The organism is Kushneria halocnemicola, from assembly GCF_965650455.1.
Lineage (GTDB): Bacteria > Pseudomonadota > Gammaproteobacteria > Pseudomonadales > Halomonadaceae > Kushneria.
The window spans coordinates 3056623-3081721 of sequence record NZ_OZ287968.1 but is presented as its reverse complement, the minus strand read 5'-3'; the positions used below and the strand labels follow the sequence as shown (position 1 = coordinate 3081721).

The 25099-nt window shown below is 63.5% G+C and carries 22 protein-coding genes; 9 read left to right on the top strand and 13 right to left on the bottom strand.

What is annotated here, in order from left to right:
* Positions 1-43 precede the first annotated feature (43 nt).
* From ACS92L_RS13970 to ACS92L_RS13960, 3 genes are all read left to right on the top strand, one after another.
* Positions 44-1903 carry a bifunctional sugar phosphate isomerase/epimerase/4-hydroxyphenylpyruvate dioxygenase family protein gene (locus tag ACS92L_RS13970; RefSeq protein WP_438765657.1) on the top strand — a complete coding sequence of 620 codons (1860 nt, stop codon included), beginning with the start codon at positions 44-46 and terminating at the stop codon, positions 1901-1903.
* 97 nt (positions 1904-2000) lie between these two features.
* The gene (gene aroQ, locus ACS92L_RS13965; RefSeq protein WP_438765656.1) at positions 2001-2423 is read left to right on the top strand and encodes a type II 3-dehydroquinate dehydratase; all 423 of its coding nucleotides are present in this window, start codon (positions 2001-2003) and stop codon (positions 2421-2423) included.
* A 54-nt stretch (positions 2424-2477) separates the two neighbouring features.
* Positions 2478-3410, top strand: coding sequence for an AEC family transporter (locus ACS92L_RS13960; RefSeq protein ID WP_438765654.1), 933 nt, complete (start codon positions 2478-2480; stop codon positions 3408-3410).
* 30 nt (positions 3411-3440) lie between these two features.
* Here ACS92L_RS13960 and chrA read toward each other — a convergent pair whose 3' ends face one another.
* Positions 3441-4640: a chromate efflux transporter gene (gene chrA / locus ACS92L_RS13955; protein ID WP_438765652.1), complete on the bottom strand. Its 1200-nt coding sequence runs from the start codon at positions 4638-4640 to the stop codon at positions 3441-3443.
* Positions 4641-4824: 184 nt separating this feature from the next.
* On the opposite strand from chrA, the gene ACS92L_RS13950 reads away from it, so the two are divergent.
* On the top strand, positions 4825-5235 hold the full coding sequence (locus ACS92L_RS13950) for a thiol-disulfide oxidoreductase DCC family protein (protein WP_438765649.1): 411 nt from the start codon (positions 4825-4827) through the stop codon (positions 5233-5235).
* Positions 5236-5317: 82 nt separating this feature from the next.
* Here ACS92L_RS13950 and ACS92L_RS13945 read toward each other — a convergent pair whose 3' ends face one another.
* The 6 genes from ACS92L_RS13945 to ACS92L_RS13920 form a co-directional block, all read right to left on the bottom strand.
* The gene (locus ACS92L_RS13945; RefSeq protein ID WP_438765648.1) at positions 5318-6493 is read right to left on the bottom strand and encodes an aldose epimerase family protein; all 1176 of its coding nucleotides are present in this window, start codon (positions 6491-6493) and stop codon (positions 5318-5320) included.
* 39 nt (positions 6494-6532) lie between these two features.
* The gene (gene araH, locus ACS92L_RS13940) at positions 6533-7540 is read right to left on the bottom strand and encodes an L-arabinose ABC transporter permease AraH (RefSeq protein WP_438765645.1); all 1008 of its coding nucleotides are present in this window, start codon (positions 7538-7540) and stop codon (positions 6533-6535) included.
* 61 nt (positions 7541-7601) lie between these two features.
* Complete coding sequence (gene araG, locus ACS92L_RS13935; protein WP_438768491.1) at positions 7602-9110, bottom strand: L-arabinose ABC transporter ATP-binding protein AraG; 1509 nt, start codon at positions 9108-9110, stop codon at positions 7602-7604.
* Positions 9111-9136: 26 nt separating this feature from the next.
* Entirely contained in the window at positions 9137-10087 is a 951-nt protein-coding gene (locus tag ACS92L_RS13930) for an arabinose ABC transporter substrate-binding protein (protein WP_438768489.1), read from the bottom strand.
* 417 nt (positions 10088-10504) lie between these two features.
* The gene (locus tag ACS92L_RS13925; RefSeq protein ID WP_438765643.1) at positions 10505-11929 is read right to left on the bottom strand and encodes a sugar porter family MFS transporter; all 1425 of its coding nucleotides are present in this window, start codon (positions 11927-11929) and stop codon (positions 10505-10507) included.
* A 94-nt stretch (positions 11930-12023) separates the two neighbouring features.
* The gene (locus ACS92L_RS13920) at positions 12024-12758 is read right to left on the bottom strand and encodes an SDR family NAD(P)-dependent oxidoreductase (protein ID WP_438765641.1); all 735 of its coding nucleotides are present in this window, start codon (positions 12756-12758) and stop codon (positions 12024-12026) included.
* Between the two features lie 232 nt (positions 12759-12990).
* Here ACS92L_RS13920 and ACS92L_RS13915 point away from each other — a divergent pair, with 232 nt between their 5' ends.
* Positions 12991-14190, top strand: a complete 1200-nt coding sequence (locus tag ACS92L_RS13915) for an ROK family transcriptional regulator (RefSeq protein WP_438765639.1) — start codon at positions 12991-12993, stop codon at positions 14188-14190.
* A 101-nt stretch (positions 14191-14291) separates the two neighbouring features.
* On the opposite strand, the gene ppsA is transcribed toward ACS92L_RS13915, so the two are convergent.
* Entirely contained in the window at positions 14292-16748 is a 2457-nt protein-coding gene (gene ppsA, locus ACS92L_RS13910; protein WP_438765637.1) for a phosphoenolpyruvate synthase, read from the bottom strand.
* A 459-nt stretch (positions 16749-17207) separates the two neighbouring features.
* Between ppsA and ppsR the strand changes: the two genes are divergently transcribed.
* On the top strand, positions 17208-18029 hold the full coding sequence (ppsR, locus tag ACS92L_RS13905) for a posphoenolpyruvate synthetase regulatory kinase/phosphorylase PpsR (protein WP_438765635.1): 822 nt from the start codon (positions 17208-17210) through the stop codon (positions 18027-18029).
* A 7-nt stretch (positions 18030-18036) separates the two neighbouring features.
* Here ppsR and ACS92L_RS13900 read toward each other — a convergent pair whose 3' ends face one another.
* From ACS92L_RS13900 to ACS92L_RS13890, 3 genes are all read right to left on the bottom strand, one after another.
* Entirely contained in the window at positions 18037-18450 is a 414-nt protein-coding gene (locus ACS92L_RS13900) for a RidA family protein (RefSeq protein ID WP_438765633.1), read from the bottom strand.
* A 148-nt stretch (positions 18451-18598) separates the two neighbouring features.
* Entirely contained in the window at positions 18599-19561 is a 963-nt protein-coding gene (locus ACS92L_RS13895) for a threo-3-hydroxy-L-aspartate ammonia-lyase (protein ID WP_438765631.1), read from the bottom strand.
* 89 nt (positions 19562-19650) lie between these two features.
* Positions 19651-20280 carry a helix-turn-helix transcriptional regulator gene (locus ACS92L_RS13890; protein WP_438765629.1) on the bottom strand — a complete coding sequence of 210 codons (630 nt, stop codon included), beginning with the start codon at positions 20278-20280 and terminating at the stop codon, positions 19651-19653.
* Positions 20281-20375: 95 nt separating this feature from the next.
* On the opposite strand from ACS92L_RS13890, the gene ACS92L_RS13885 reads away from it, so the two are divergent.
* The 3 genes from ACS92L_RS13885 (at position 20376) to ACS92L_RS13875 (ending at position 23314) form a co-directional block, all read left to right on the top strand.
* The gene (locus ACS92L_RS13885) at positions 20376-21509 is read left to right on the top strand and encodes a DSD1 family PLP-dependent enzyme (protein WP_438765627.1); all 1134 of its coding nucleotides are present in this window, start codon (positions 20376-20378) and stop codon (positions 21507-21509) included.
* Positions 21510-21542: 33 nt separating this feature from the next.
* The gene (locus tag ACS92L_RS13880) at positions 21543-22538 is read left to right on the top strand and encodes an asparaginase (protein WP_438765625.1); all 996 of its coding nucleotides are present in this window, start codon (positions 21543-21545) and stop codon (positions 22536-22538) included.
* Positions 22539-22702: 164 nt separating this feature from the next.
* Positions 22703-23314 (top strand): LysE family translocator, encoded by a 612-nt coding sequence (locus ACS92L_RS13875; RefSeq protein WP_438765623.1) that lies wholly within the window; start codon positions 22703-22705, stop codon positions 23312-23314.
* Here ACS92L_RS13875 and ACS92L_RS13870 read toward each other — a convergent pair.
* A complete protein-coding gene (locus ACS92L_RS13870; RefSeq protein WP_438765621.1) occupies positions 23232-24113 on the bottom strand; it encodes an AraC family transcriptional regulator in 882 nt (293 codons plus the stop codon). The genes ACS92L_RS13875 and ACS92L_RS13870 overlap by 83 nt on opposite strands.
* A gap of 32 nt (positions 24114-24145) precedes the next feature.
* On the bottom strand, positions 24146-25075 hold the full coding sequence (locus ACS92L_RS13865; protein ID WP_438765619.1) for a DNA/RNA non-specific endonuclease: 930 nt from the start codon (positions 25073-25075) through the stop codon (positions 24146-24148).
* Positions 25076-25099 lie beyond the last annotated feature (24 nt).

Genomic DNA, 25099 nt, shown 5'->3' with positions numbered 1-25099 from the left:
GGCACCCCCCTTTCGTTTCGATACAGTTCGTGGAGTAGCCAGGATGCGAGCGATTGCGACCGTCTCTCTCAGCGGTGATCTGGGCGCCAAGTTCGAGGCCGTGGCCCGGGCCGGCTATGACGGCATTGAAATCTTTGAAAACGATCTGCTCTCCTGGGGCGGCACCCCGGAGGCCGTGCGGGCGCTGGCCGAGTCGCTGGGCCTGACCATCATTGCACTGCAGCCCTTTCGCGATTTCGAGGCCATGCCCGAGCCGCAGCGCAGCCGCAATTTCGCCCGCGCCGAGCGCAAGTTCGCCCTGATGAAGGCGCTGGGCACCGATTTCATGCTGATCTGCAGCAACACCTCGGCACTTGGCGTGGACGACGATGCCCGCGCCGCCGAGGATCTGCGCGAACTCGCCGAGCGGGCCGCCGCCCACGGTCTGCGCATCGGCTTCGAGGCGCTGGCCTGGGGGCGCCATGTCAACGACTACCGCCACGCCTGGGCGATCGTCGAGCGCGCCGATCATCCCTCACTGGGGCTGGTGCTGGACAGCTTTCACGTGCTGGCACCCGGCCTGCCCACGGCCCCGATCGCCGACATTCCGGGCGCGCGCATTTCGCTGGTGCATCTGGCCGATGCGCCCGTCAAACAGATGGACCTGCTCAACTGGAGCCGCCACTATCGCTGCTTTCCAGGCCAGGGCGGTCTGGATATTGCAGGTTTCATGCGCGCGCTGGGGCGTACGGGCTATGCCGGGCCGCTGTCGCACGAGATATTCAATACCGATTTTCGCATGGCCTGCGCCCGCGACACGGCACTCGATGGCATGCGCGCGATGATTCTGGCCGAGCATCTGCGGGATGAGGCGACCGCCTCTGACGCGCTGGCCACGTCGCCGACCTTTCGGGGCATTCACTTTCTGGAGTTCACCCTCGATGCCTCGCAGGCCAGGGCGCTGGGCCGGATGCTGGCCCTGCTCGGCTTTTGTCATATCGGCCATCACCGCTCCAAGAACATCGAGCTCTGGCGTCAGGGCGAGGTCCATCTGGTGCTCAACATGGACACGCACACCTTTGCCCATACCTACCGGCTCATGCACGGCATCTCGGTGTGTGCCGTCGGTTTTCGTGCCGACAATCCCGGCCTGACCATGGCACGCGCCCGCGCTTTCGGCGCCCGCGCCCATGACGGGCCCGTGGGCCCCGGCGAGATGCGCCTGCCGGCCGTGCGCGGCATCAATGACAGCCTGATCTATCTGGTCGACCCCGAGACCGCCCGCGATCGACAGTGGCGGACCGATTTCAACCTGTTCGAGGCGCCCGCGCGCATCGAGGCCGGCATCACCGGCATCGATCACCTTTCAACGGCGGTGGCGCCGACGCAGATGCTGCGCTGGCAGCTGTTCTTTCGTACCGTCTTCGACTTTGATGCCGATGGCGAAAACGAGCTGGCCGATCCCAACGGCCTGATCTTCAGCCAGGCCCTGATCAGCCATGACAGCACCATCCGCATGGCGCTGAACACCTCGCCCGCCGTCGAGACAATGCCCGGGCGTTTCATGAACGAGGGCCGCGGCGGCATTCAGCAGATTGCTCTGGCCACCGACGACATCTTTGCCACGCTGGATCGATTGCTCGCCAACGGCGTGACACTGCTGCCCATTCCGGACAACTATTACGACGACCTGGCCGCCCGGATCGAGCTTGATGACCTGCTTCTGGAGGCCATGCGCCGTCGCAACGTCCTTTACGATCGAAACGAAGAGGGCGAGTTCTTCCACGCCTACACCGAAGTATTTGCCGGGCGCTTTCATTTTGAAGTCGTTGAACGCCGCGGGAATTACGCCCACTTCGGCGCGGCCAACGCACCGATTCGACTGGCGGCGCAGTCGCGTCTGCACGGCGCACCGCCGCGCTGATCCCGGTGCCCGGCACGATCCCGGAATGTGCGCCGTGCCGCGATATCGCCTATGATCCGGCGTATGCCGCGTCACGCCCCATCCGTCCGGAGTCACGATGAACGTTTTAATCCTCAACGGCCCCAATCTGAACCTGCTGGGCAAGCGCGAACCGGACATCTACGGTCATGAAACGCTTGCCGACATCGAAAATGCCATTCGCCACCGCGCCTTCGACAAGGGCGTGGGGACCGATTTTTTGCAGACCAACCACGAAGGCGTGATGCTCGATCGCATCCACGAGGCGCGTGGACGCTTTGATGCCATCGTTATCAACCCGGCGGCTTGGTCGCACACTTCGGTGGCGCTTCTGGACGCGCTCAAGGCGTTCGAGGGTCAAGTCGTGGAAGTGCATCTGTCCAACATTCATACCCGCGAGGCGTTTCGCCATCATTCGTATGTCTCCGCCCGCGCCGAGGCCGTGATCGCCGGCATGGGCAGCTTCGGCTATCTGGCGGCGATCGATTTTCTGGCGCGCTAAAACCCTATCAGGGAATATGGGGCGACAGCCGCCGCGTTGAGACAAGGATGACCCATGAGCAGCATCGTTGATGCGCTGGCCCCGCTCTTTGCCCTGATCGCGCTGGGTGCGGTGCTGGGCCGGGCGCGTTTTCCCGGCGGTGACTTCTGGCCGCGGCTCGAGCGCGTCATCTATTACCTGCTCTTTCCCGCCATGCTGGTGGCCACACTGGCCACCGCTGATGTCAGTCAGGTGTCGGTACTGCCGCTGGCCGTGACGCTACTGGGCGCCATGTTGCTGCTGGGTGCCGGGCTGTGGCTGGCGCGCGCGCGTCTGGCGCTGTCGCCATCGGTATTCACCTCGGCCTTTCAGGGCGTGGTGCGCTTTAACACCTATGTCGGCGTGGCCGGCGCTGGGGCGCTTTACGGCGAACCCGGACTGACCGTCGCGGCGGTCGCGATCGCCCTGATGGTGCCCACGGCCAATATTTTATGCGTGCTGGCCTTTATCGTCTCCGGCACTATCTCTGACCATCAGGGGCCGGCCAGCGTGAGCAAAAGCGTGCTGGCGCTGGCGCGCAACCCCTTGATTCTGGCCTGCCTGGTGGGCGTGGCCCTCAACGTCAGCGGTATCGGTCTGCCCGGCGTGACCGAACCCGCCCTTGAGTTGCTGGGGCAGGCCGCCTTGCCGCTGGGGCTGGTGGCCGTGGGGGTGGCGCTGCGTCTGAGCGCGCTATGGCGCGGTGGGCGGGCGTTCTGGCTTTCAAGCGCGGTGAAGCTTGTGGTCACGCCGCTGCTGGTGGCAGGCCTTGCCTGGCTGGTGGGACTGCACGGCGTGGAGCGCAACGTGGCGCTGCTGTTTGCCGCGCTGCCCACGGCAACGTCTGCCTACATTCTGGCCCGCCAGCTCGGCGGCGATGCCGAGCTGATGGCGGCGATCATCACCGGCCAGACGCTGCTGGCGATGCTGGCCATGCCGCTGGTGCTTCAGCTTGCCGGCACCGGCTGAGCGCTGTCGACTCAAAGGCAGGCAACACGCCTATAGGGTAATGAGCAGCCCGCCGGTGGCCATCGCGATCACCACGGCCCAGGCGGGCAGTTTCCAGACGCCCAGCAGCAAAAAGCCCGTCAGGGCCAGCACGAACTCACGAGGGCCGACAATGGCGCTGGTCCAGACCGGCTGATAGAGCGCCGCACCCAGAATGCCGACCACCGCGGCATTGGCACCGCGCATCACGCCCTGAACGCGCGCCAGCTGCCGCAAGTCGTGCCACCAGGGCAGCACGGCGACCAGCAGCAGCATGCCGGGCAGAAAGGTCATCAGCAGCGCAAGCACCGCGCCCATCAGCGCGCCCGTTCCCGGCGCGATCACCGCGCCCAGATAGGCGGCAAAGGTAAACAGTGGCCCCGGCACGGCCTGGGCGGCGCCATAGCCGGTCAGAAAATCATCCTCCGAAACCCAGCCGGTCTGCACGACCCCGGATTCAAGTAGCGGCAGCACCACATGGCCGCCGCCAAAGACCAGCGCGCCGGCTCGATAGAAGGCGTCCATCATGGCAACGACAAGCGATGGCGTGGCCCAGGCCAGCAGGGGCAGCCCGGCCAGCAGCGCGACAAAGCCGATCGCTGCAAACCGCCCGGCCCGTCGCGAGACGCCAGGCGCCATGTCATGCGCCGTCGGCACGCCCTGACCCCGACACCAGAACAGCCCGACCACAGCCCCGATCACGATCGCCCCCACCTGACCCGCCGAGCCGCCTACCAGCAGCGCCATCAGCACTGCCACCAGCGCAATGGCGACACGGCGCTTGTCGGGGCAGAGATTTTGCGCCATCCCCCACACGGCATGGGCCACGATGGCCACCGCGGCCACCTTGAGGCCGTGGATGATGCCCTGACTGATGGGCCCTTCCATGAACGCCGAACCCAGCGCGAACAGTACCAGCACCACGGCGGAGGGCAGGGTAAAGGCCGTCCATGCCGCCGCGGCTCCCCAGCCGCCGGCGCGCATCAGCCCCAGCGCAAAGCCCACCTGGCTGCTGGCCGGGCCCGGCAGAAACTGGCACAGCGCCACCAGATCGGCGTAGTCCTGCTCCGACAGCCAGCGACGCCGCGTGACAAACTCATTGCGGAAATAGCTCAGATGCGCGATGGGGCCGCCAAAGGCGGTCAGGCCCAGCACCAGAAAGGCCAGAAAAACCTCACCGACGCGACTGTTCAAACGAGCAACCTCAGACATGAAAGCCCCCGGCTTCCCGGTCGGGCAACCATCTCGCCCGATACATGAGGGCCATGTTGTAGCACGCCGAGGTGTCAGTCCCCTTACACGAGGTTCGAAGCGTTGATCCGAGGCGGCCATCCCCCGCCAGGGCCTCTCATGGGCTATCCTGTCACCATGCCTCTTCACCCGCCGGGAGCCTTCCATGGCCGATCTGACGCTGTTTTATGACGGCACCTGCCCGCTGTGCGTCAACGAGATCAATCATTTGCGCCGACTTGATCGCGAACAGCGCATCGCGTTCGAGGACATTCACGCCGACAACTTCACGAGCCGCTACCCGGACGTGGATCGTGAGGAGGCCAGCGCCATTTTGCTGGGCGACGTCGACGGCAAGCGCATTCGCGGGCTGGATGTGACTCACCGCGCCTGGTCGCTGGTCGGCCGCGGCTGGTTGACCGCGCCGCTGCGCTGGCCGCTGATTCGCCCCGTGGCCGACCGGGTCTATCTGTGGTTTGCCCCCAGGCGCTATCGCATCTCGGGCTGGCTGACCGGTCGCCAGCGCTGTGAAAGCTGCGCGTCGGGACAGTGCGGTCTGGGTGATAAAAAGCCCTGATCAACGCCTGCGACATCGGTGGATACAACAGCGCCCCGCGGCAGATGCCGCGGGGCGCTGTTTGTGTGGCGTGACGCGAGGATTAGTCTTCAGTGGTGAAGCGATAGACCGTGTGGCTTTCAAGCGTCTCGCCGGGCTGGAGAATGGTGGAAGGGAAGCCCGACTGATTGGGCGAATCCGGGAAGTGCTGGGTCTCCAGCGCCAGTCCCGAGCGCTGACCATAGGCGCGCCCGCTTTTGCCACTGACGCTGCCATCCAGAAAATTGCCCGAATAGAACTGCAGTCCCGGCTCGGTGGTCAGCACCTCCAGCACGCGGCCGCTGGCCGGCGAGGTGACCCGCGCGGCCCGCTCGGGCGTTGAGGAGGGCGCACGCTTGAGCACGAAGTTGTGATCGTAGCCTTGGCCACGATCGAGCTGCTCGTTGTCGGCCTCGATGCGCGCCCCGATCGGCATGGGCGTGGTGAAATCAAACGGCGTGCCGGCGACAGAGTCGATCTCGCCGGTGGGGATCAGCGTCTCGTTGACCGGCGTATAGGCGGCGGCATCGATCGTCATGACGTGATCGAGGATGCTCGCGCTGCCCTCGCCGTCCAGGTTGAAGTAGCTGTGCTGGGTCAGATTGACCGGAGTGGCCTTCGTGGTGCGCGCGCTGTAGTCGATGGCAAGCCGGTCGTCATGGGTCAGGGTGTATTTGACCTCGACGGCCAGCTCGCCCGGATAGCCCTCCTCGCCGTCGGCGCTGGTGTAGCGCATCACCACGCCGCTGCCCTCGCTCGAGGAAAACGGTGTGGCCTGCCAGAGCTTCTGATTGAAGCCCTCATCGCCGCCGTGCAGGTGGTTGGGGCCATCGTTGGTGGCCAACTGATACGTCTGGCCTTCCAGCGTAAAGCGCCCGTCCGCGATGCGATTGCCGTAGCGCCCGATCAGCGCGCCGAAGTAGGGGTTGAGCTTTTGATAGGCCGGCGCCCGGTAGTCCTCCAGCGAATTGAAGCCCAGCACGATGTCGGCCATGTGGCCGTCGCGGTCCGGCGTTTCAAGCGAGGTGATGATGCCGCCGTACTCGATCACCTCCATGCGCAGCTGCCGATCATTGGAGATGCGATAGCCGTGCACGGTGCGCCCGTCGGGCAGCGTGCCAAACACGAACTGCTCCACGTTCGGCGGCATCGGTGCAGACGCCGCCATCGATTGACCGGTACCGGCACACAGCAGACCGGCGCTCAGGCCCAGACAAAACCGCAGGGACTGTCCTTTCATGGCACGCTCCTTCCCGTTGAAACCACAATGACTGTCTGATCAGGCCCGCTGACGCCGCTGCTGCTTCCAGCGGTCAAACAGCACCGCCAGCAGCAGGATCGCGCCGCGCACCAGATACTGATAGAAGGTCGGCACGTTCAAAAGCCCCATGGCGTTTTGCACGCAGCCCATGATCAAAACGCCCACCAGCACACCGGTGATCGAGGCCACCCCGCCGGAAAGCGCCACGCCACCCAGCACACAGGCCGAGATGACCGCCAGCTCCAGCCCCATCGAGGTATTCGGGTCGCCCAGTCCCATGCGCGAGGTCAAAAGCACCCCGGCGATACCGGCGACCAATCCCTGCAGGCCGAACACGATGATCTTGAGCCGGCGCACGTTGACCCCGGCCAGCGCCGCCGCCTCCGGATTGCCGCCGGTGGCCAGCACGTTGCGCCCGAACGCGGTGAGATTGAGCACGAAGCCAAAGATCACAAAACAGATGATCATGGTCCATACCGGCAGGGTCAGCCCCAGAAAGGAGGCGCTGCCCAGCTCAAAAAAGCCCGGCACGGTGATCATCACCGCATCCCCGCCGGAGGTGATGTAGGCCAGCCCGCGCACGAACTCCATGGCAGCAAGCGTGGCGATCAGGGAATTGATGCCAAAGCGGGCCACCACGAAGCCGTTGAACACGCCTACCAAGGCCCCGGCGGCAATGCCCCCCAGCGCACCGATCAGCACGCTGCCGGACGCGCTGGTGATAACCGCGGCGCTGACGCCGGCAAAGGCGACGATCGAGGCGACCGACAGATCCACCTCACCCAGGGCCAGTACCATCATCATGGTGGTGGCGATGGTGCCGATGATGGTCACCGACAGCAGCAGACCGACCATGTTGCGACTGGTCAGAAAATCAGGGATCGCCACCGCCAGCGCGATAAAGAGCACGATGAAAATGGCAATCAGCCCGGAGGTGTCCAGCAGGGTGCGAAGCGGCTTCATCAGACCCTGTCGTCCGGGGGCCTGACCGCTGTCGTCGGCGTGAACGCTCTTGTCGCTACTCATGATTCACTCTTCTCCAGACATCGTGTTGTTATTGCCTGTTGTTATTGACCGTGTCCCGGTATCAGGACGGCAGCGCCAGTCCCAGCAGCCGCTCGGGCGTGGCGGCGTCACGATCAACAATGTCGACCAGTGCCCCGCTGCGCATCACGCCGATGCGATCACAGATCGCGCTGACCTCGGTCAGATCGCTCGAGATGACCACCACCGCCTTGCCCTGATCGGCCAGGTCATACAGCAGGTTGTAGATATCGCGCCGCGCACCGACATCGATGCCGCGGGTGGGCTCGTCCATCACGAACAGCTCGATCTGCTCGGAAAGCCAGCGCGCCAGGATGACCTTTTGCTGGTTGCCGCCGGAGAGCGTGCTGATGCGGGTGCGCGGGCCCGGGGTGCGAATGCGCAGCTTCTGGATATAGTCGCGGGTGTTTTCAAGCTCGCGCTTTGGGTCGCGCCACAGCCCCAGACGCTTGAAAAAGCGCCGGCAGCTGATGTTGAGATTGTCGGTGACGCTGGCCACCGGAAAGATGCCCTGAGACTTGCGATCCTCCGGACACATGGCGATGCCGGTCCGAATTGCCTCTCCGGGGGAGCCAAAACGCCCGCTGCGGCCGTTGAAGTGAATCTCGCCGGCTTTCGGGGTTTCCACGCCGCACACCAGCCGCAACAGCTCGCTGCGACCGGCGCCGACCAGCCCGAAAAACCCGAACACTTCGCCGCGGCGAACCTCGAAGCTTACCGGGGACTTGAGCCCGCGGCCTTCCAGCGCGTCCACCTTCAGAATGACCTCGCCGGTGTCACGGGCGCGATAGCCGTAGACGTCCTCGATATCGCGCCCGACCATCTCGCTGACCAGCTGATCCTGGGTGAGCCCCGCCAGGGCGTCGTGGGTGACGATATGGCGCCCGTCCCGAAAGACCGTGACGGCGTCGCACATCTCGAAGACCTCTTCCATGCGGTGGGTGACATACAGCACCACCCGGCCTTCATCGCGCAGGCGCTGGACGATGCGCTTGAGCTGGCGCGTCTCCTGTACCGACAGCGAGCTGGTCGGCTCGTCAAAGGCAATAATGCGGGCGTCGCGCAGCAGCGCCCGACCGATCTCGATCATCTGCTGCTGGCCGATCGAGAGATCACGCACTTTCGTGGCCGGATGCACGCTGCCCTCGCCCAGCTCCTCGAGAATGCCAAGGGCCCGCTCGCGCAGGCGCTTTCGATCGACGATGCCGTAGTGCTGCGGCAGCTGGCCCAGCAGCAGGTTTTCCGCCACCGACAGGTTGGGCGAGAGTGTGAGCTCCTGATAGATGATCGCAATGCCCAGGCGCAACGCCTCGCGAGCGTTGGCAAAGACGTGGCGCTCGCCTCCGATCAGAACCGCGCCGTCGGTGACGCGGTTCACGCCGCTCAACACCTTGAGCAGGGTCGACTTGCCGGCGCCGTTTTCGCCCATCAGGGCGTGCACTTCACCGGCACGCGCGCTGAAGCTCACGTCATCAAGGGCCCGAACGCCCGGGAACTCGACGGTGACGTTTTCCACCGACAGCCATGGGTCGGTCTCGGTCACGCCGGGCATTGCCGTGGCCGTGGCCGGGGCCGAACTCACAGCTGCAGCTCCTCACGCACGCCTTCCCAGTTGTCCCGGGTCATCAGGGTGCCGGTGGTCTCGGTGTTGGCCGGGGGCGCCTTGTCCTCGGTGATCCACTGATAGAGGTTCTCGGCGCTCTGGCGACCGTGCATGGTCGAGCTGACCGCGACCGTGCCGTAGAAGCCGGTGGGCCTTTCACGCGAGAACTCGGCAAAGGCCGCGCCCGAGCCGTTGATGCCCACCCCGATGACATTGTCGGGCGACAGCCCGTACTGCTCGCTGGCCCGCACGCCGCCCAGCACGCTCTCCTCGTTGAGGGCGTAGATCACCCAGTGATCGAATTTGCCGTACTTGGAAAACATCGGCGAGGCCGCCGAGAAGGCGCTGGTTGTATCGGTATTTTGTTGCGGCGCGTCGATCACGTTGTCCTTGCTGAAACCGGCATCAAGCAGGGCCTGGGTGGCGCCATCAGTGCGCTCGCGTGCGGTGGGCAGCTCGTTATTGGAGATGCGCAGCGCGCCGGTATTTTCCATGTCCCAGCCGCGGCGCTGCATCTCTTCGGCGATGGCGCTGCCGACCTGCTGGCCGATCTTGTAGCCCGACATGCCCAGATGGGGGACACCCTCCAGCGGCTCGCCGTCGCTGCCGACGAACTGATCGTCCACGGTGACGACCTTCATGCCGTACTGCTTCGCCCGATTGGCGATCGCCATGCCAAGGCGGACATCCGGCGGACAGATCACAAAGCCCTGCGCGCCCTGGGCGTTGAGGTTATCGATGGCGCTGAGCACCTGCTGGCCATCCTCGCCGGCCAGGCGCACCACGCCAAAGCCCTGCTCCTGTCCCAGTTCGCTGGCGGCGCGCTGCTCGTTGATAAACCAGGCCTGTTCGGGCTTTTTGACGATAAAGCCGATCTTGACGTTGTCATCACTGCCATGGGCCATCCCCAGAGGCACCAGGGCCATGAGCGTGGTGGCAATGACGCGGGTAACGGCAGGTAGCAGGGACATCGTGCACTCCGGGCCCTTGTGGGGCAGTTTGTTGTTCGTGGGTGCGCAGGGGCGACAGAGCGCGCCACTGACACACTGGGATCAACATACGGGGCGACTTAAGCGACGACTAATGCGTCCTGTAACGCAAAGTGATACCCGATTGGCTATCGGTAACGGGCCGGGCCAGCAGGGAGGGCACCTGTGGGCGAAACGCCTGACACGGGCGCTGAGACTAAAGTTACGCACCACTTTCGGGGCATCTGCGGGGCGACACACTCGATATGAAACCCCCGTATAGCAACGGCGCTGATGTTAAAAACAGATATCAAAAAAATCGCCCGGCACGATGGCCGGGCGACATGATGCAGACATCAAGAATGGATGGCGGTATCACTCATAGGCCATGTCTTCGAGCTCACGACCGCGCGTTTCCCTGACCATCTTGAAGACGAAAAATACCGAGAGCAGCGCAAAGAAGGCATAGATGCCATAGGCCCCGCCCAGACCGATACCGGCCAGCATGATCGGGAAGGTCATGGTGATGCCGAAGTTGGCCAGCCACTGGAAAAGCCCCGCCACGGCAAGCCCCGAGCCGCGCATCTGGTTGGGGAACATCTCGCCGAGCATGACCCACATGACCGGCCCCCAGGAGCCGTTGAAGAACATGACGTAAACGTTGGCCGCCAAAAGCGCCACGATGCCCATGTTATCGGACAGACGCAGCGAACCGTCGACGATCGCGGCGGTCGAGAAGGCATACGCCAGAATACCAAGCGTCACCGTCATGCCCACCGACCCGACCCACAGGATCGGCTTGCGCCCGATCTTGTCGACCATTGCGATGGTGACCAGACAGGCCGCAATACTGACCGCGCCGCTGATGATGTTGATCAACAGTGCATCGCTTTCGGTAAAGCCCACCGACTGCCACAGCACCGCGCCGTAGTAGAACACCACGTTGATGCCGACCAGCTGCTGGAATACGGCAAGACCAATGCCCACCCAGACGATGCGATGTACACGACCCGTGGCGCCGTTAACCAGATCGGACAGCCCGGGCGTGCGCTCGCGATGCAGCGAGGTGCGGATGGCACCGGCCTTTTGCTCCGCCTCGTGACCGGGCATCAGCGTCTTGAGGACCTTGAGCGCCTTTTTGCCCTCGCCCTTGCTGATCAGAAAGCGCGGACTTTCCGGAATGCCCAGAAGCGCCAGAAAGAAGATCACGGCCGGCACCAGCTCCATCCAGAACATCCAGCGCCAGGCCTCAAAACCGCCCCAGAACTCGGCGGTCGAGGCGCCGGCCACTCGCGCCAGCAGGTAGTTGCTCACAAATGCCATGAACAGACCGATAATAATGGCGACCTGCTGAATGGTGGCCAGCCGCCCGCGAATGGCGGCTGGTGCCACCTCGCTGATGTAGGCCGGCGTCATGACGCTCGCCGCGCCCACCGCGATACCGCCAAGGATGCGATAGATCACGAATTCAAACGATCCCTGGGAGACGCCGGAACCCCACGCACTGACGATGAAAAAAAGCGCCGCCACGATCAAAAGCATCCGTCGGCCGAAGCGGTCTGCCAGCCGGCCGGCAAAGAAAGCGCCGCCGGCACAGCCCAGCAGCATCGAAGCCACGTTGAAGCCGGTACCGGCGGCTTCGGAATTGAAAGCGGCCTGCAGGCCATCCACGGTGCCGTTGATGACCCCGCTGTCAAAGCCGAACAAAAAGCCGCCAAGGGCGGCAACGCAGCAGATAACGAACACGTAGAACTGCTGTTTTCGGCCGTCCTCGTCCTGAACCGAAGTCTCTGATTGCATGGCGGTCACTCCTGGGATCTTGTTTTATTGAAACCGGTGTTTTATCGAGCGTTATTGTTTAATAAAGAGTTGACCCCGGCCGGGTCTCGGGTCGTTACAGCCAGCCGGCATCCACCCAGTAGTTGTGCGCCGTACAGCCCCCTGCCGCATCGGAGGCGAGAAAGAGCACCATGGCTGCAACGTGATGCGGGTGCAGGCGCACCTTGAGCTTCTGTTCGGTCACGATCCGCGCCTCATCCTCGGGGGAGTGCCAGCGCGACTGACGCGGGGTTTTCACGTTGCCGGGAATGACGCAGTTAACCCGAATGCCGTCACCACCGAGTTCGGTGGCCAGCGCCCGGGTCAGCCCCTCGATGGCGGCCTTGGCGGTTTCGTAGAGCACCATGCCGGGCTCGCCCAGATGCCAGCTGATCGACCCCATGTTGATGATCGAGCCATGGCCCTGCGCCCGCATGCCGGCCGCAACGCCGCGGGCGGCCAGCGCCTGGTGGCGCAGATTGATCGCCATGCGGTCGTCCCAGTATTCGGGCGTGACCTCTTCCAGGGTGTGGCGATCGTCGTTGGCGGCGTTGTTGACCAGTACATCCACCGTGCCGATATCCATGAGCACCTGATCGAGTGCCTTCGGGTCGGTAAGATCGCAGCGGTGAAAGTGCACGTGCGTGCCCAGCGACTCGGCAAGCGCCTCGGCCTCATCGATAATGTCGAGAAAATGCACCTCGGCGCCCTGCTCGGCAAAGGCGTGCACGATGCCTTCACCGATACCGGAACCGCCACCGGTCACGACGATGCGACGGTCTTTCAGATCGGGGTAAATCGGGCGTGTCATGACGTTGCTTCCATCAGTCTTGATTTAATTAAGAGCTCTTACCAAGCAGTGTCTACCTGCCCCCGTGCGACAGCCATTGGACATAGGTCGACGCACGACCATGGTCCAGGCATGTCTTGTCAGGCATCAGGGTGCGTTCAATGATAGAAGAGAGGGGCCATCGATTCTCATCGTCGAATCGGTGGACGTCATCTGCCTGTCTGTTCGCTATCGCCACCCGGGGCCCATCACCATGACCTGCTCGTCAGACCCGCGCCCTGCCGGCGATCTCAACTCTCTGAAACAGCGCAATCGCCTGGCCATTCTTGATGCGCTGCGCCGCCGTCCCAACATGAGCCGCACCGAACTGGCCCGGGAAACCGGACTGACCAAGGTCACCGTGGGCAGCGCCGTGACCACCCTGCTGGACAGCGGCTGGCTCGAGGAGGGCGCGCTTCAGCGCCGGCGCGGTGGCCGCCCGGGGCGTGAGCTGTCCCTGAACGAGCATCATCACCTGCTGCTGGGGGTGGAAGTCGGCGTCGATGAGCTCAGGCTGCTGGCCTGTACCCTGTCCGGCGCCACGCTGGCACAGTGCTGCCTGCCGCGTACCGGCACCACCCCCGAGGACGCTGCCCGTCAGCTGGCCCATGAACTCATGGCCCTGCTGGCAGGCGACGGTCTCGATGCGCGCCGGCTGCTGGGCGTGGGCGTGGCGCTGCCCGGCCCGGTCATGCCGAATGAACCGCTGCTGGGACTGGCGCCCAACCTGGGCTGGCATCGGGTCCGATTTCTGGCGCTTCTGGCGCATCACCTGCCGCCGCTGCCGGGGCTCAGGCTGATGGACAACGAGTCCTCGCTGGCCGCCTTTGGCGAGCTCTATTTTGCCCATGACAGGGCGCCTGACTCGCTGCTGTTTGTCAGCGCCGATATCGGGATCGGCAGCGGTCTGGTGGAAAACGCGGCCTCGCCACGCATCATCCGCGGCGTGCACGGTCTGGCCGGCGAAATCGGCCACACCCTGCTCGACCCCGAGGGCACGCTGTGTCACTGCGGCAATTACGGCTGCGCCGAGACGCTGGTCAGCGGCTGGCGCCTGCGTCAGCAGCTTGGCATTGGCGACGACGCTGATCTGGCCACCGCCGTGGCGGCCCTGCCCGCCGAACGTACCGCCCCGGTGCTTGCCCGCGCCGGGCGGGCGCTTGGCATGCTGCTGCACAATCTGCACCACACGCTCAATCCGGCCGAGATCGTGATCGGCGGCACGCTGACCGCGCTTGGTCCGGCCTTCTTGACGCCGGCGCTGACAGCCTTTGAACGCACCCAGCGCCGACTGCTGCCGGAGGCGGCGCTGATCATCCCGCGAGTGCTGACGCAAAGCCGCCTGACGCCGGCGCGCGGTGCAGCGGCGCTGGTCATGGCCACGGTACTGACCACCTTCGATGCACCGCGTTAAACCTTGCCGATGAAGGTGGCCCGTCAGACATGAAAAAACCGTCCGACCCTTGCGGGCCGGACGGTCGATGACGTCATGCATCGTCCTGCGTGCTGATCGATTTACTTGTTGATCAGTGACGCCGGTGTGTCGTTGCCGGTCTGGCTTGCGCCACCGTTGCCCTGCTCACCCAGCGCGATCCAGGTATTGATCACCGTGTCCGGGTTGAGCGACAGGCTGTCGATGCCCTCGCTCATCAGCCAGGCGGCAAAGTCCGGGTGATCCGACGGGCCCTGCCCGCAGATGCCGACGTACTTGCCCTGACGCTTGGCGGCGCGAATGGCCATCGACAGCAGCGCCAGAACGGCCTCGTTGCGCTCGTCGAACTGCTCGGAGACGGTACCCGAGTCACGGTCCAGCCCCAGGGTGAGCTGGGTCATGTCGTTGGAGCCGATCGAGAAGCCATCGAAGTACTCAAGGAACTGATCGGCCAGCAGCGCGTTGGAGGGCAGCTCGCACATCATGATGACCTTGAGGCCGTTCTCACCGCGCTTGAGACCCTGAGTTTCCAGCGTCTCGATCACGGCGCTGGCGTCTTTCAGCGTGCGCACGAACGGAATCATGATCTCGACGTTTTCAAGGCCCATGACGTCGCGCACCCGCTTGACCGCCTGACACTCCAGCGCGAAGCAGTCACGGAAGTCCGGCGAGACGTAGCGACCGGCACCGCGGAAGCCCAGCATCGGGTTTTCCTCGTGCGGCTCGTACTGCTCACCGCCCACCAGGTTGGCGTATTCGTTGGTCTTGAAGTCCGACAGGCGCACGATCACCCGCTTGGGCCAGAAGGCCGCGGCAAGCGTCGCCATCCCTTCGGTCAGACGGGCCACGTAGAACTCGACCGGATCACTGTAGCCGGCAATACGGCTCTTGATTTCGGCCTGCAGCGCCGGCGTCTGGCGATCAAACTCCAGCAGCGCGCGCGGGTGGATGCCGATCATGCGGTTGATGATGAACTCCAGCCGCGCCAGACCCACGCCCTCGTTGGGCAGCGTGGCAAAGTCAAAGGCGCGGTCGGGGTTACCGACGTTCATCATCAGCTTGAGCGGCAGCTCCGGCAGATCATCGATGGCGGCGCTTTTGATCTCGAACTCCAGCTCGCCGTCGTAGATGTAGCCGGTATCGCCTTCGGCACACGACACGGTGACATGTGAAGTCGAGGTCAGACGCTCGGTGGCATCGCCACAGCCGACCACCGCCGGGATGCCCAGCTCACGGGCGATGATCGCTGCATGGCAGGTGCGTCCGCCGCGGTTGGTCACGATCGCCGCGGCACGCTTCATGATCGGCTCCCAGTCCGGGTCGGTCATGTCAGTGACCAAAACGTCGCCGGGCGAGACTTCGTGCATCTGGCTGATGTCGGCAATGATCTTCACCGGGCCGGCACCGATGCGCTGACCGATGGCACGGCCTTCGGCCACTACCGGACCGCGGGACTTGAGGTGATAGCGCTCCATGACCTGCTTGCGCGAACGCACGGTTTCCGGACGCGCCTGGACAATCAAAAGCTCACCGGTGTGGCCGTCCTTGGCCCACTCGATGTCCATCGGGCGGCCGTAGTGCTCCTCGATCAGCATGGCCTGACGGGCCAGCGCCTCGATCTCGTCGTCACTCAAACAGAACCGATCCTGATCCGCGGCATCAACCGGCTCGATGCGCACCTGCTTGCCGTGAGCGCGATCATCGGCGTAGACCATGCGCTCGGCCTTGGTGCCCATGCTGCGGCGCACCACCGACGGGCGATTGGCGGCAAGGCCGGGCTTGTGAACGTAGTACTCGTCCGGATTGACGGCGCCCTGCACCACCATCTCGCCCAGCCCCCAGGCGGCGGTGATGAACACGACCTGATCAAAGCCGGATTCGGTGTCGATGGTGAACATGACACCCGAGGTGGCCAGATCCGAGCGCACCATGCGCTGGACGCCGGCCGACAGCGCCACGCCCTTGTGGTCGTAGCCCTGATGCACGCGGTAGGAGATGGCGCGGTCGTTGAACAGCGAGGCAAACACGTGATGGATCGCCTCGCGCACGGCGTCCAGCCCCTGCACGTTGAGAAAGGTCTCCTGCTGACCGGCAAAGGAGGCGTCCGGCATGTCCTCGGCCGTGGCCGAAGAGCGCACCGCAAAGGAGGCGTTCGGGTTATCCCCGGCCAGCTGCTCGTAGGCAGTGGCGATGGCGTCATCGAGCTCGGCCGTAAAGGGCGTATCGATGACCCACTGACGAATGCGTGTTCCGGCGGCCGACAGCGCCTGCGTATCGTCGATATCGGTCTCGTCGAGCAGGGCATGAATGCGATCATCCAGACCGCTTTGTTCCAGAAAGCGCCGCCATGCATCGGCGGTGGTCGCAAAGCCGTTGGGCACCTGAACCCCCAGGCTGGCCAGATGGCTGATCATCTCGCCCAGCGAGGCGTTTTTGCCTCCAACACGATTGACGTCGTGCATACCGACCTGGTCATACCAGAGCACATTCAGGTCAGCGTCATTGGGGCGATTGTCATCTGTCACCATGCGATCACTCATTCTCGTCTCTCCCGGCAATCCTTTAGCCACCAGAACCCGAAGGAACCGGCAGTGCCCTACCCAAAAGTAAACAACGTAAAAAAACGTCGCTCAGGGCGTGTCAATTCATCGCACGACCGAATGGAAACGACGTCTTTTAAAGCCTTTCTGTCATGTGACAGTCGAGCAGAGCGTAATCATTTTCTTCGGCCTGCCATAGCCCTGATGACAGGTTTTAAGGCCAGGAGCATTTTGAAAGACTACTACAAGTCATTAGCTTAAAGTATTAAATGATGGCTATAGGCCATTGAAATATAAACAATATATAACGAAAAAAGCGGCACAAAAAACCACTACACGTTTTGTAGTGCATGCGCAAATTTGACAAATAAGGTCGCAATGGAACTGCACCATTTTGACCGTTACCGTGGTTTAATGCCTGATAAACCGTGTCTTTTTATGCCGGGAAGAGAGACCCTTATGCCAAAAACAGTGTTTTATATTTCCGATGGCACGGCCATTACCATGGAAGTGCTGGGTCACGCCGTTCTTTCCCAGTTTGATACGGAATTTACCCAGCGCACCTGGCCGTTTGTCGACACCCGGGAGCGCGCCAACGAGATCCGTGACCGCATCGACCGAATCTTTGCCGAGACCGGCGAGCGCGCCATCGTCTTTTACTCGATCGTCAGCGACGACATCCGCCAGATCATTTTGTCGAGTCATGGCTTTTGCCACGATGTGATCGAATCCGTCATCGCCCCGCTCAGTGAAGAGCTCCAGATGGCGCCGCACCCGACGCTGCACCGCACCCACGGCCTCAATCAGCGCAACGTGGCGCGTTATGACGAGCGCATCGCCGCGATCGACTACGCGCTGGCCCACGACGACGGCCTGTCGCTGCGCCATCTCGAACAGGCGCAGGTGATTCTGATCGGCGTGTCGCGCTGCGGCAAAACGCCCACCAGCCTTTATCTGGCCATGCAGTTCGGCCTGCGGGTTGCCAACTATCCCTTCATTGCCGATGACATGGACCGCCTGGCGCTGCCGCCAGCGCTTCGAGAGCAGCGCGGCAAGCTGTTCGGACTGACCATCAACGCCGACCGGCTCGCCGCCATTCGCAACGAGCGGCGCACGGCCAGCACCTACGCCTCCCTGAGACAGTGCCGGCTGGAGCTGTCCGAGGTCGAGGCGCTGTATCGGCGGCTGCGCATCCCCTATCTGGACACCACCAACTACTCGGTCGAGGAGATCGCCACCCGTTTGATGGATACCCTTGGTATCGACCGGCGCATTTTCTAGGCCGTCGTCAAACGTCTTGACCGAGCAGCGCGACGGCCTCGACCTCAACTGCGAAACCAAAGTGCAGCTGGGCCACCCCGGCGACCGCGCGCGCCGGGCGATGATCTCCCAGCCAGTCGGCATAAAGTTCGTTGAACGCCGGCCAATTTTTAATATCGGTGACATAGATGCGCACCTGCATCAGGCTTGTTCTATCCACACCGGCGCAGGCCAGGCAGGCATCGACGTTGGCCAGTACCTGGCGGGCCTGATCCTCGAAGGAAGCGTCATTGAGATGCGACCCATCCGGTCGGATCGGGAGCTGGCCGGAAATAAAGACCTGGCCGGCGCCCATGCAGACATGGGAGTAATGTCCGCCGGGACGCGATATTGCCGCGCTGTTCTCACAGCGAAGCCCGGGATGGTGAACGGCTTGATTCATGGTGAGCGGTCCTTTCTTTTATCGACAAACAGGTATCAAGGGACGAGGGAACTCCTGACCGTCGACCATGAAGGATCGAAGCCCTGAGCGCTGGGGTGGAAATGAGCGGCCCGAGGGCAGGCCGCTCAGGGGCAGGTCGTCAAAAGCATCAGGGGGCCAAAAGGCTGGCAAATCGCGCCATGTCGACATTGCCACCGCTGATGATGACGCCGATGCGCTTGCCCTTGAGCGCGTCTTTCATCTGCCGCGCCGCGGCGAAGCCGAGACAGCCGGTGGGTTCGACGACCAGCTTCATGCGCTCGGCCAGAAACGACATGCACTCGATGAGCTCGGCATCCGAGGCGGTCAGAATGTCGTCGACATCACGCTGAATGATCGGAAACGTCAGCTGGCCCAGATGCTGGGTCTGCGCGCCATCGGCAATGGTGCGGGGGGTGTCGATGTGAACGATTTCCCCTGAGCGAAACGATTGCTGCCCGTCGTTACCCGCCTCGGGCTCGACACCATAGATTTTGCACTCCGGCGACAGGGCCCGAGCTGCCAGCGCAGAGCCTGACAGCAGGCCACCCCCCCCCAGACAAACGAACAGCGCATCCAGCGCACCGACCTCCTCGAAAAGCTCCCTGGCGGCCGTGCCCTGTCCGCTGATCACATCAGGGTGGTCGTAGGGCGGGATCAGGGTCAGGCCATGCTTTTCGGCCAGGTCGCGGCCGATCTGCTCACGATCTTCGGTGTAGCGGTCATACATCACCACGTCGGCGCCATAGCCTTTGGTCGCGGCCACCTTGGCGGCCGGGGCATCCTCGGGCATGACGATGGTCGCCGGAATGTCCTGAATCCTGGCGGAAAGGGCAATGGCCTGGGCGTGATTGCCGGAGGAGAACGCCACGACCCCGGCCTGCTTCTGCTCGGGACTGAACCGGGCAAGCGCATTGAAGGCGCCCCGGAACTTGAAGGCGCCCATGCGCTGAAAGTTCTCGCATTTGAAAAACACCTGCGCGCCCATGGCCTCATCCAGGGTACGCGAGGTCATCACCGGCGTGCGGTGTGCGTGACCTTCAATGCGCCCTGCGGCGGCCACGACGTCGTCAAAGGTGGGAAGCTGGTTCATGGGGCTCCTTTCTCGGCCTGTCAGCCGGATCAAACGATTCAATATCCGCATCAATTGCGGATGCTTTTGACATTCTTCAGCGCCGGGGGCTACTTCGCATAGCCATAGACCGAAGCGCGGGACACGCCCAGATGGGCGGCGACGATTTCCATCGCCCGGCGCAGCTCCAGCAGACCCGCGGCCTTCAACTCCTTGACCAGCGTGCGGCGCTCGTCCGCCTTGAGCGCGCGCGGCGTGGTGGCCAGGCGCGCGGCAAATTCATCGATGCGCGCGCGAATGGCATCGGCGCCCATGGGGTCAAACGACTCCCTGGCCGGTGCCGCCGTCTGAATGTCGACGAACTGATTCAGCATGCCCTGAAAGCCCTGAAACACGGTGAGATCGATGTTCATGCACAGCGCGGCGATATATTGCCCGTCGGCGTCCTTGATCCCGATCGAGGTGCTCTTGACCTGGCGACCATCCACGAAGCTGTTGGGATAGTTGGCGATCACCTGCTCGACGTCGGCATCCTGAATACGGGCCAGCCCCAGTTCGGTGGCCGGATGACCAGCCTCCCGACCGGACAGATTGTTATGGATCGCAAGCACTGCATGAGAGGGATTGAGCAGGTCATGCACGACCACCTCACAAAACGGGGCGAAGGTCCGGGCGATCCCGTCCGCAACCTGCTGAAGCTGTTCAAGCAGCAACTGCTGCTCCGGGGTTCGTTGTGTCATGTTGAGCGCTCGCTGCCCTGAACTTTTTGACAGTTTGTCCATTGTTTTACAAAGTGTCAATATACTGTCTTCTACGTCTTTAGATCGAGAGCCCGATGACCACGATCCAGAACCTTGAGACCCCTGCTGCGCTGATCGATGTCGAACGCATGCAGCGCAATATCAAACGCATGCAGGGACGAATGGACACGCTCGGGGTGCGCTTTCGCCCTCACGTCAAGACCACCAAGTGCCCCGCCGTGGCCCAGGCGCAAATGACGGCCGGCGCCCAGGGCATTACCGTCTCGACGCTCAAGGAAGCCGAGCAGTTTTTCAATGCCGGCATGACCGACATCCTGTACGCCGTGGGCATGGTGCCGAGCAAACTTTCTCAGGCGCTTGCGCTGCGTCAGCGGGGCTGCGCCCTGAAGCTCATCGTGGATAATATCGACGCTGCCCAGGCTCTCGGCGATTTCGGCAAGGCGCATGACGCGACGTTCGAGGTCTGGATCGAGATCGATTCGGACGGCCATCGCTCAGGCGTCAAACCCGAGGACAATGCCCTGCTGGAGATTGCACGCGCCCTGCAGGAGAGCGGCGTGCATTTTGGTGGCGTCATGACCCACGCAGGCTCGAGCTACGACTACAACACCCCTGAAGATCTTTTGAGCATCGCCGAACAGGAGCGCAAGGGTGCCGTGCGAGCAGCCGACAGACTTCGGGACGCCGGTTTTTCATGCCCCGTGGTCAGCGTGGGGTCAACGCCTACCGCCCTGAGCGCCGAGCATCTTGAGGGGGTGACGGAAGTTCGCGCCGGGGTTTACGTGCTGTTCGATCTGGTCATGCACAATGTGGGCGTCTGTACGTTGGATGACATCGCACTGAGCGTTCTCACCACCGTCATCGGTCATCAGGAAGAAAAGGGATGGGCCATCGTGGATGCCGGCTGGATGGCGATGAGCCGCGACCGCGGCACGCAGAAGCAGCAGCACGATTTTGGTTTCGGCCAGGCATGCACCGAAGACGGCACCGTGCTGGAAGGTTATATCCTCAGCGGTGCCAATCAGGAGCACGGCATTTTGTCCTGTACCCGCGACATCGATCACGACATCAAACAACATTTCCCCATCGGCACGCGCCTGCGTATTCTGCCCAACCACGCATGTGCCACCGGTGCTCAGCATCCGCAATATGGCGCCCTGCGCCCTGACGGTGGCATCGACCTCTGGCCCCGCTTTTACGGCTGGTAATTTTTTATGGCTGGCAACCAGGAAGCAGCTTTCATGACACACCCTTCATCGACAGGATCACGTCGCATCGTCGTGCTCGGCACTGGCGGCACCATTGCCGGCTCTTCCCCGGAGGCCGGGGCCAACCTTGGCTACACCGCCGGCACGGTATCCGTGGAGGATCTGCTCGGAGGCATTACCACACCCAAGGGCTTTGCCCTGCACGCCGAGCAGGTCGCTCAACTCGACAGCAAGGACATGGACACCGCGACCTGGCAGGCGCTGCATGAACGCTGCGAGCACTGGCTGGCCCACGAAGACGTCGCAGGGCTGGTGATCACGCACGGCACCGATACAGCCGAGGAGACAGCGTTTTTCCTGCACTCGGTGCTGTCATCGATCAAACCCGTCGTACTGGCCTGCGCCATGCGCCCATCGACTGCCCTGATGCCGGACGGGCCGCAAAACCTGCGCGACGCGCTGGCGATTGTGGCAACCCCGGCGGCAGCAGGCGTCACGGTGGTCTGTGCCGGTGAGATTCACGGCGCGGTAGAGGTACGCAAGGACCATCCCTATCGGCTTGATGCCTTCGGTTCCGGCGATGCCGGCCCGATCGGCTACGTGGAGGAAGGCGGCGTGCGCCTGCTTCGACACTGGCCGCCAACAGAGGCATCGAATCAGACCGGCGAAGCCGTGACGCTGCCGGCCGTCAATCGGTGGCCGCGCGTCGAGATCGTTTTAAGCCACGCCGGCGCCAGCGGCGCATTGATCGATACACTCGTTCGCGAGCGCCAGAGCGGCACTTCTGAGCCGGTGGCAGGTATCGTGCTGGGCGCGACCGGCAACGCCAGCCTTCATCACGCCATCGAGCAGGCCGCCCATCGGGCCCGGGCTGCCGGAATCGAAATCAGAGTGGCCGCGCGCTGCAACGAGGGCCGGTTACTGCCGACACCGGAGGCCGCCTTCCCGATCATGGCGGCACTCTCACCGGTCAAGGCCAGAATCGCGCTGATGCTGGCGCTGTGTCGCGATACTCACCACGCGCGGTAGATGATCGGTACGGTTTTCGTGAACAGGCCTACTGGCAGGTAAGGCCATCAGGGCAGTAGAGAAAGCGCCAAAATCACCGGTGTCGAGCGACGGGCAATATTGTTCAATACGCGTTGTCACGCCACTGTCAGACTCCAGGGATCAACGACCCGGGAGTCTCCCTTTTGTCTTCTACCCTGCTTTTCTCCATGGCCGCCTTTGCGCTGGCCGCCTCGCTCACGCCCGGCCCCGTCAATATCATGGCGCTGAGCGCCGGGCTCAATCATGGGCTGTCGCGCAGCCTGCGCCATGTGACGGGGGCGAGCATGGGGTTCACCCTGCTGCTGGTGCTGGTCGGGCTGGGGCTTCAGTCGCTGTTTCACCATGTGCCCCTGGCCGGTGTGTTGCTGCGCTGGGCGGGCGTGGCCTTTCTGCTCTACATGGCCGCGATGCTGGTCAGGGCCTCGGGGCAGGAAGCAACCGCCACGCCTGCTGCGGCGCCCTCTTTCTGGCACGGCGCGATGATGCAGTGGCTCAACCCCAAGGCATGGGTGGCCTCGGCCGCGGCAGTGAGCGCCTATACCCACGATGGCGCCAGCATCGCGGTGCTGGCCGTCATTTTTTTCACGCTGTGTTATGCCAGCGTCAGTGCCTGGGCAGCCATGGGAAGCTATCTGGGTGCGCGGCTGACTCAGCCGCACCATCTGCGCCGGCTCAATCGGATAATGGCGGCGCTGCTGGTGGCCAGTGCGCTGGCCATGGCGCTGATGTCGACCGGCGGTACTGCTGGGGCGTAGCCGCAGTGAAGCGCTTGAAGGTGCGCTGGAAGTGCGCCTGATCGGCAAACCGGCAGTGCAGCGCGGTCTCGGCGATGCCCTCGCCGCGCTTGAGCGAGCGCTGACCGCAGCGGATCCGGCAGTCAATCAAAAAGGCGTGAGGCGTAATGCCGTAGTCGCGTCGAAAGCCGCGAATGAGGGTAAACCGCGAGCATCCGACGGCGCGCGCTACCTGTTCAAGGCTCAAGGAAGACAGACAGTGCTGTCGTATCAACGCCGCAGCGCGGGCCGTGATGCCGCTATCGTCATCCGGCCTCTGCTGTCCGGCGTCTGGCGCCGTGCCCAGCACCTCAACGGCCATATCGACTACGCGCTCGACGTCCTTGATCACCAGCGAGCTGTCGGTCGCAAAAAGCCGCTCGGCCAGTGCCGAGAGCGCCTGAAAAAGCGTCGGATCACGACTGACACGGCCGGCCAGTGGCTGAAAGCCGCGATGGCCCTGCGACTGACGCACCGCCAGCCAGGATGGGTCGATATAGAGCATGACATAGGACCAGGGCGTATCGTCGCCGGGGTTGCAGGCGTGCACCTCCCCCGGGTTCATCGCCACCACGCTGCCCTTCGACACGGCCGCAACGTGTTCACGCCCCTCATGGCAGTACTCGTAGTGACTGTGTCCTTCCAGCACGGCGCCCAGTGACAGGGCGTCATGGCTGTGGCGGGCGTAGCACACCGACCGGACGTCACGGGTCAGACGCGCTTCCAGCCACGGCAGGCCCGGGTGGCGCCAGAACCGCATGTCATGGCAGGTACGTGTCATCCGTGTTCATCCGCTCGCTGATCCAGTGTCCGTTATACCCGGATATCTTCCGGCCCGCGTATCTCGGCCTCGATACGCACGCCGGTCATGCGCTCCTCGTTGGAGAAGCCATCAAAGTCGCCCAGATCACCAAAATCCAGCCCGGTCAGCGCCTCGATGCGCGCCACGCTGCGCTGATACGTGCGGTACTGGCCGAACATGAAACCGAGCTGATCGAGCCCGTCGCCCTGTTCGATCATGTAGGCCGTCGCCGAGGGCCGACCGTCTTCCCCCATGAAAGCGACCACCTTCCAGTAGGCCTCGGGGATCTGAATGCCCCTGTACACGCGATCGTCCGAATCAAGCACCGGCCCGGAGAAGACCGTGATGCGCTGACGATCGGCGCGGGCGTTATCCAGCAGGTAGTTTTCAAGGCCCAGCCAGGTCTGCTGGTTAAACCCGGCCAGCTGCGGCGTGGCATTGGTGAAATAAAAGGTGTCGTCGTTGGCGATCGAGGCGTTTTCGCCCCAGTTGGGTGCGGTACGACGCACCAGATGGCCGCGATCGAGCGGATTGCGGCTGTAGAGATCGGGGCCGGCCTGCAGGTCGCGATCGATGCGCGGGTCATACCGCCAGTGATCACTGCCGCGGGGCACACTGACCAGCGCACTGCCGTCGATATTGACGGCGGTAAACAGGGCAAGCCGCCGGCTGCGCGACATCACCAGCGAAAAATGGGTGTAATCCAGGCGGCCATCATCGCGCCCGGGCACCGGGGTCACGTCCTCGGCCAGCGCGTCCGTCGGCACGGGCAGTGCCACCGGCATGTCGGCCAGAAAGTCGGGGGTGTAGCCGTCACGCTCGGCCAGCTCGGCTACCGTGGCGGCGCGGGCGCCAGGCGACCCGCCCAGGGCGGTGGCGGCGGGCTCGACCAGACGGCGCATGTCGCGAAGACCGGGGCGATCATCCTTCAGGGCAGTCATGGGCCTCTCCTTGCAGGGAATGTC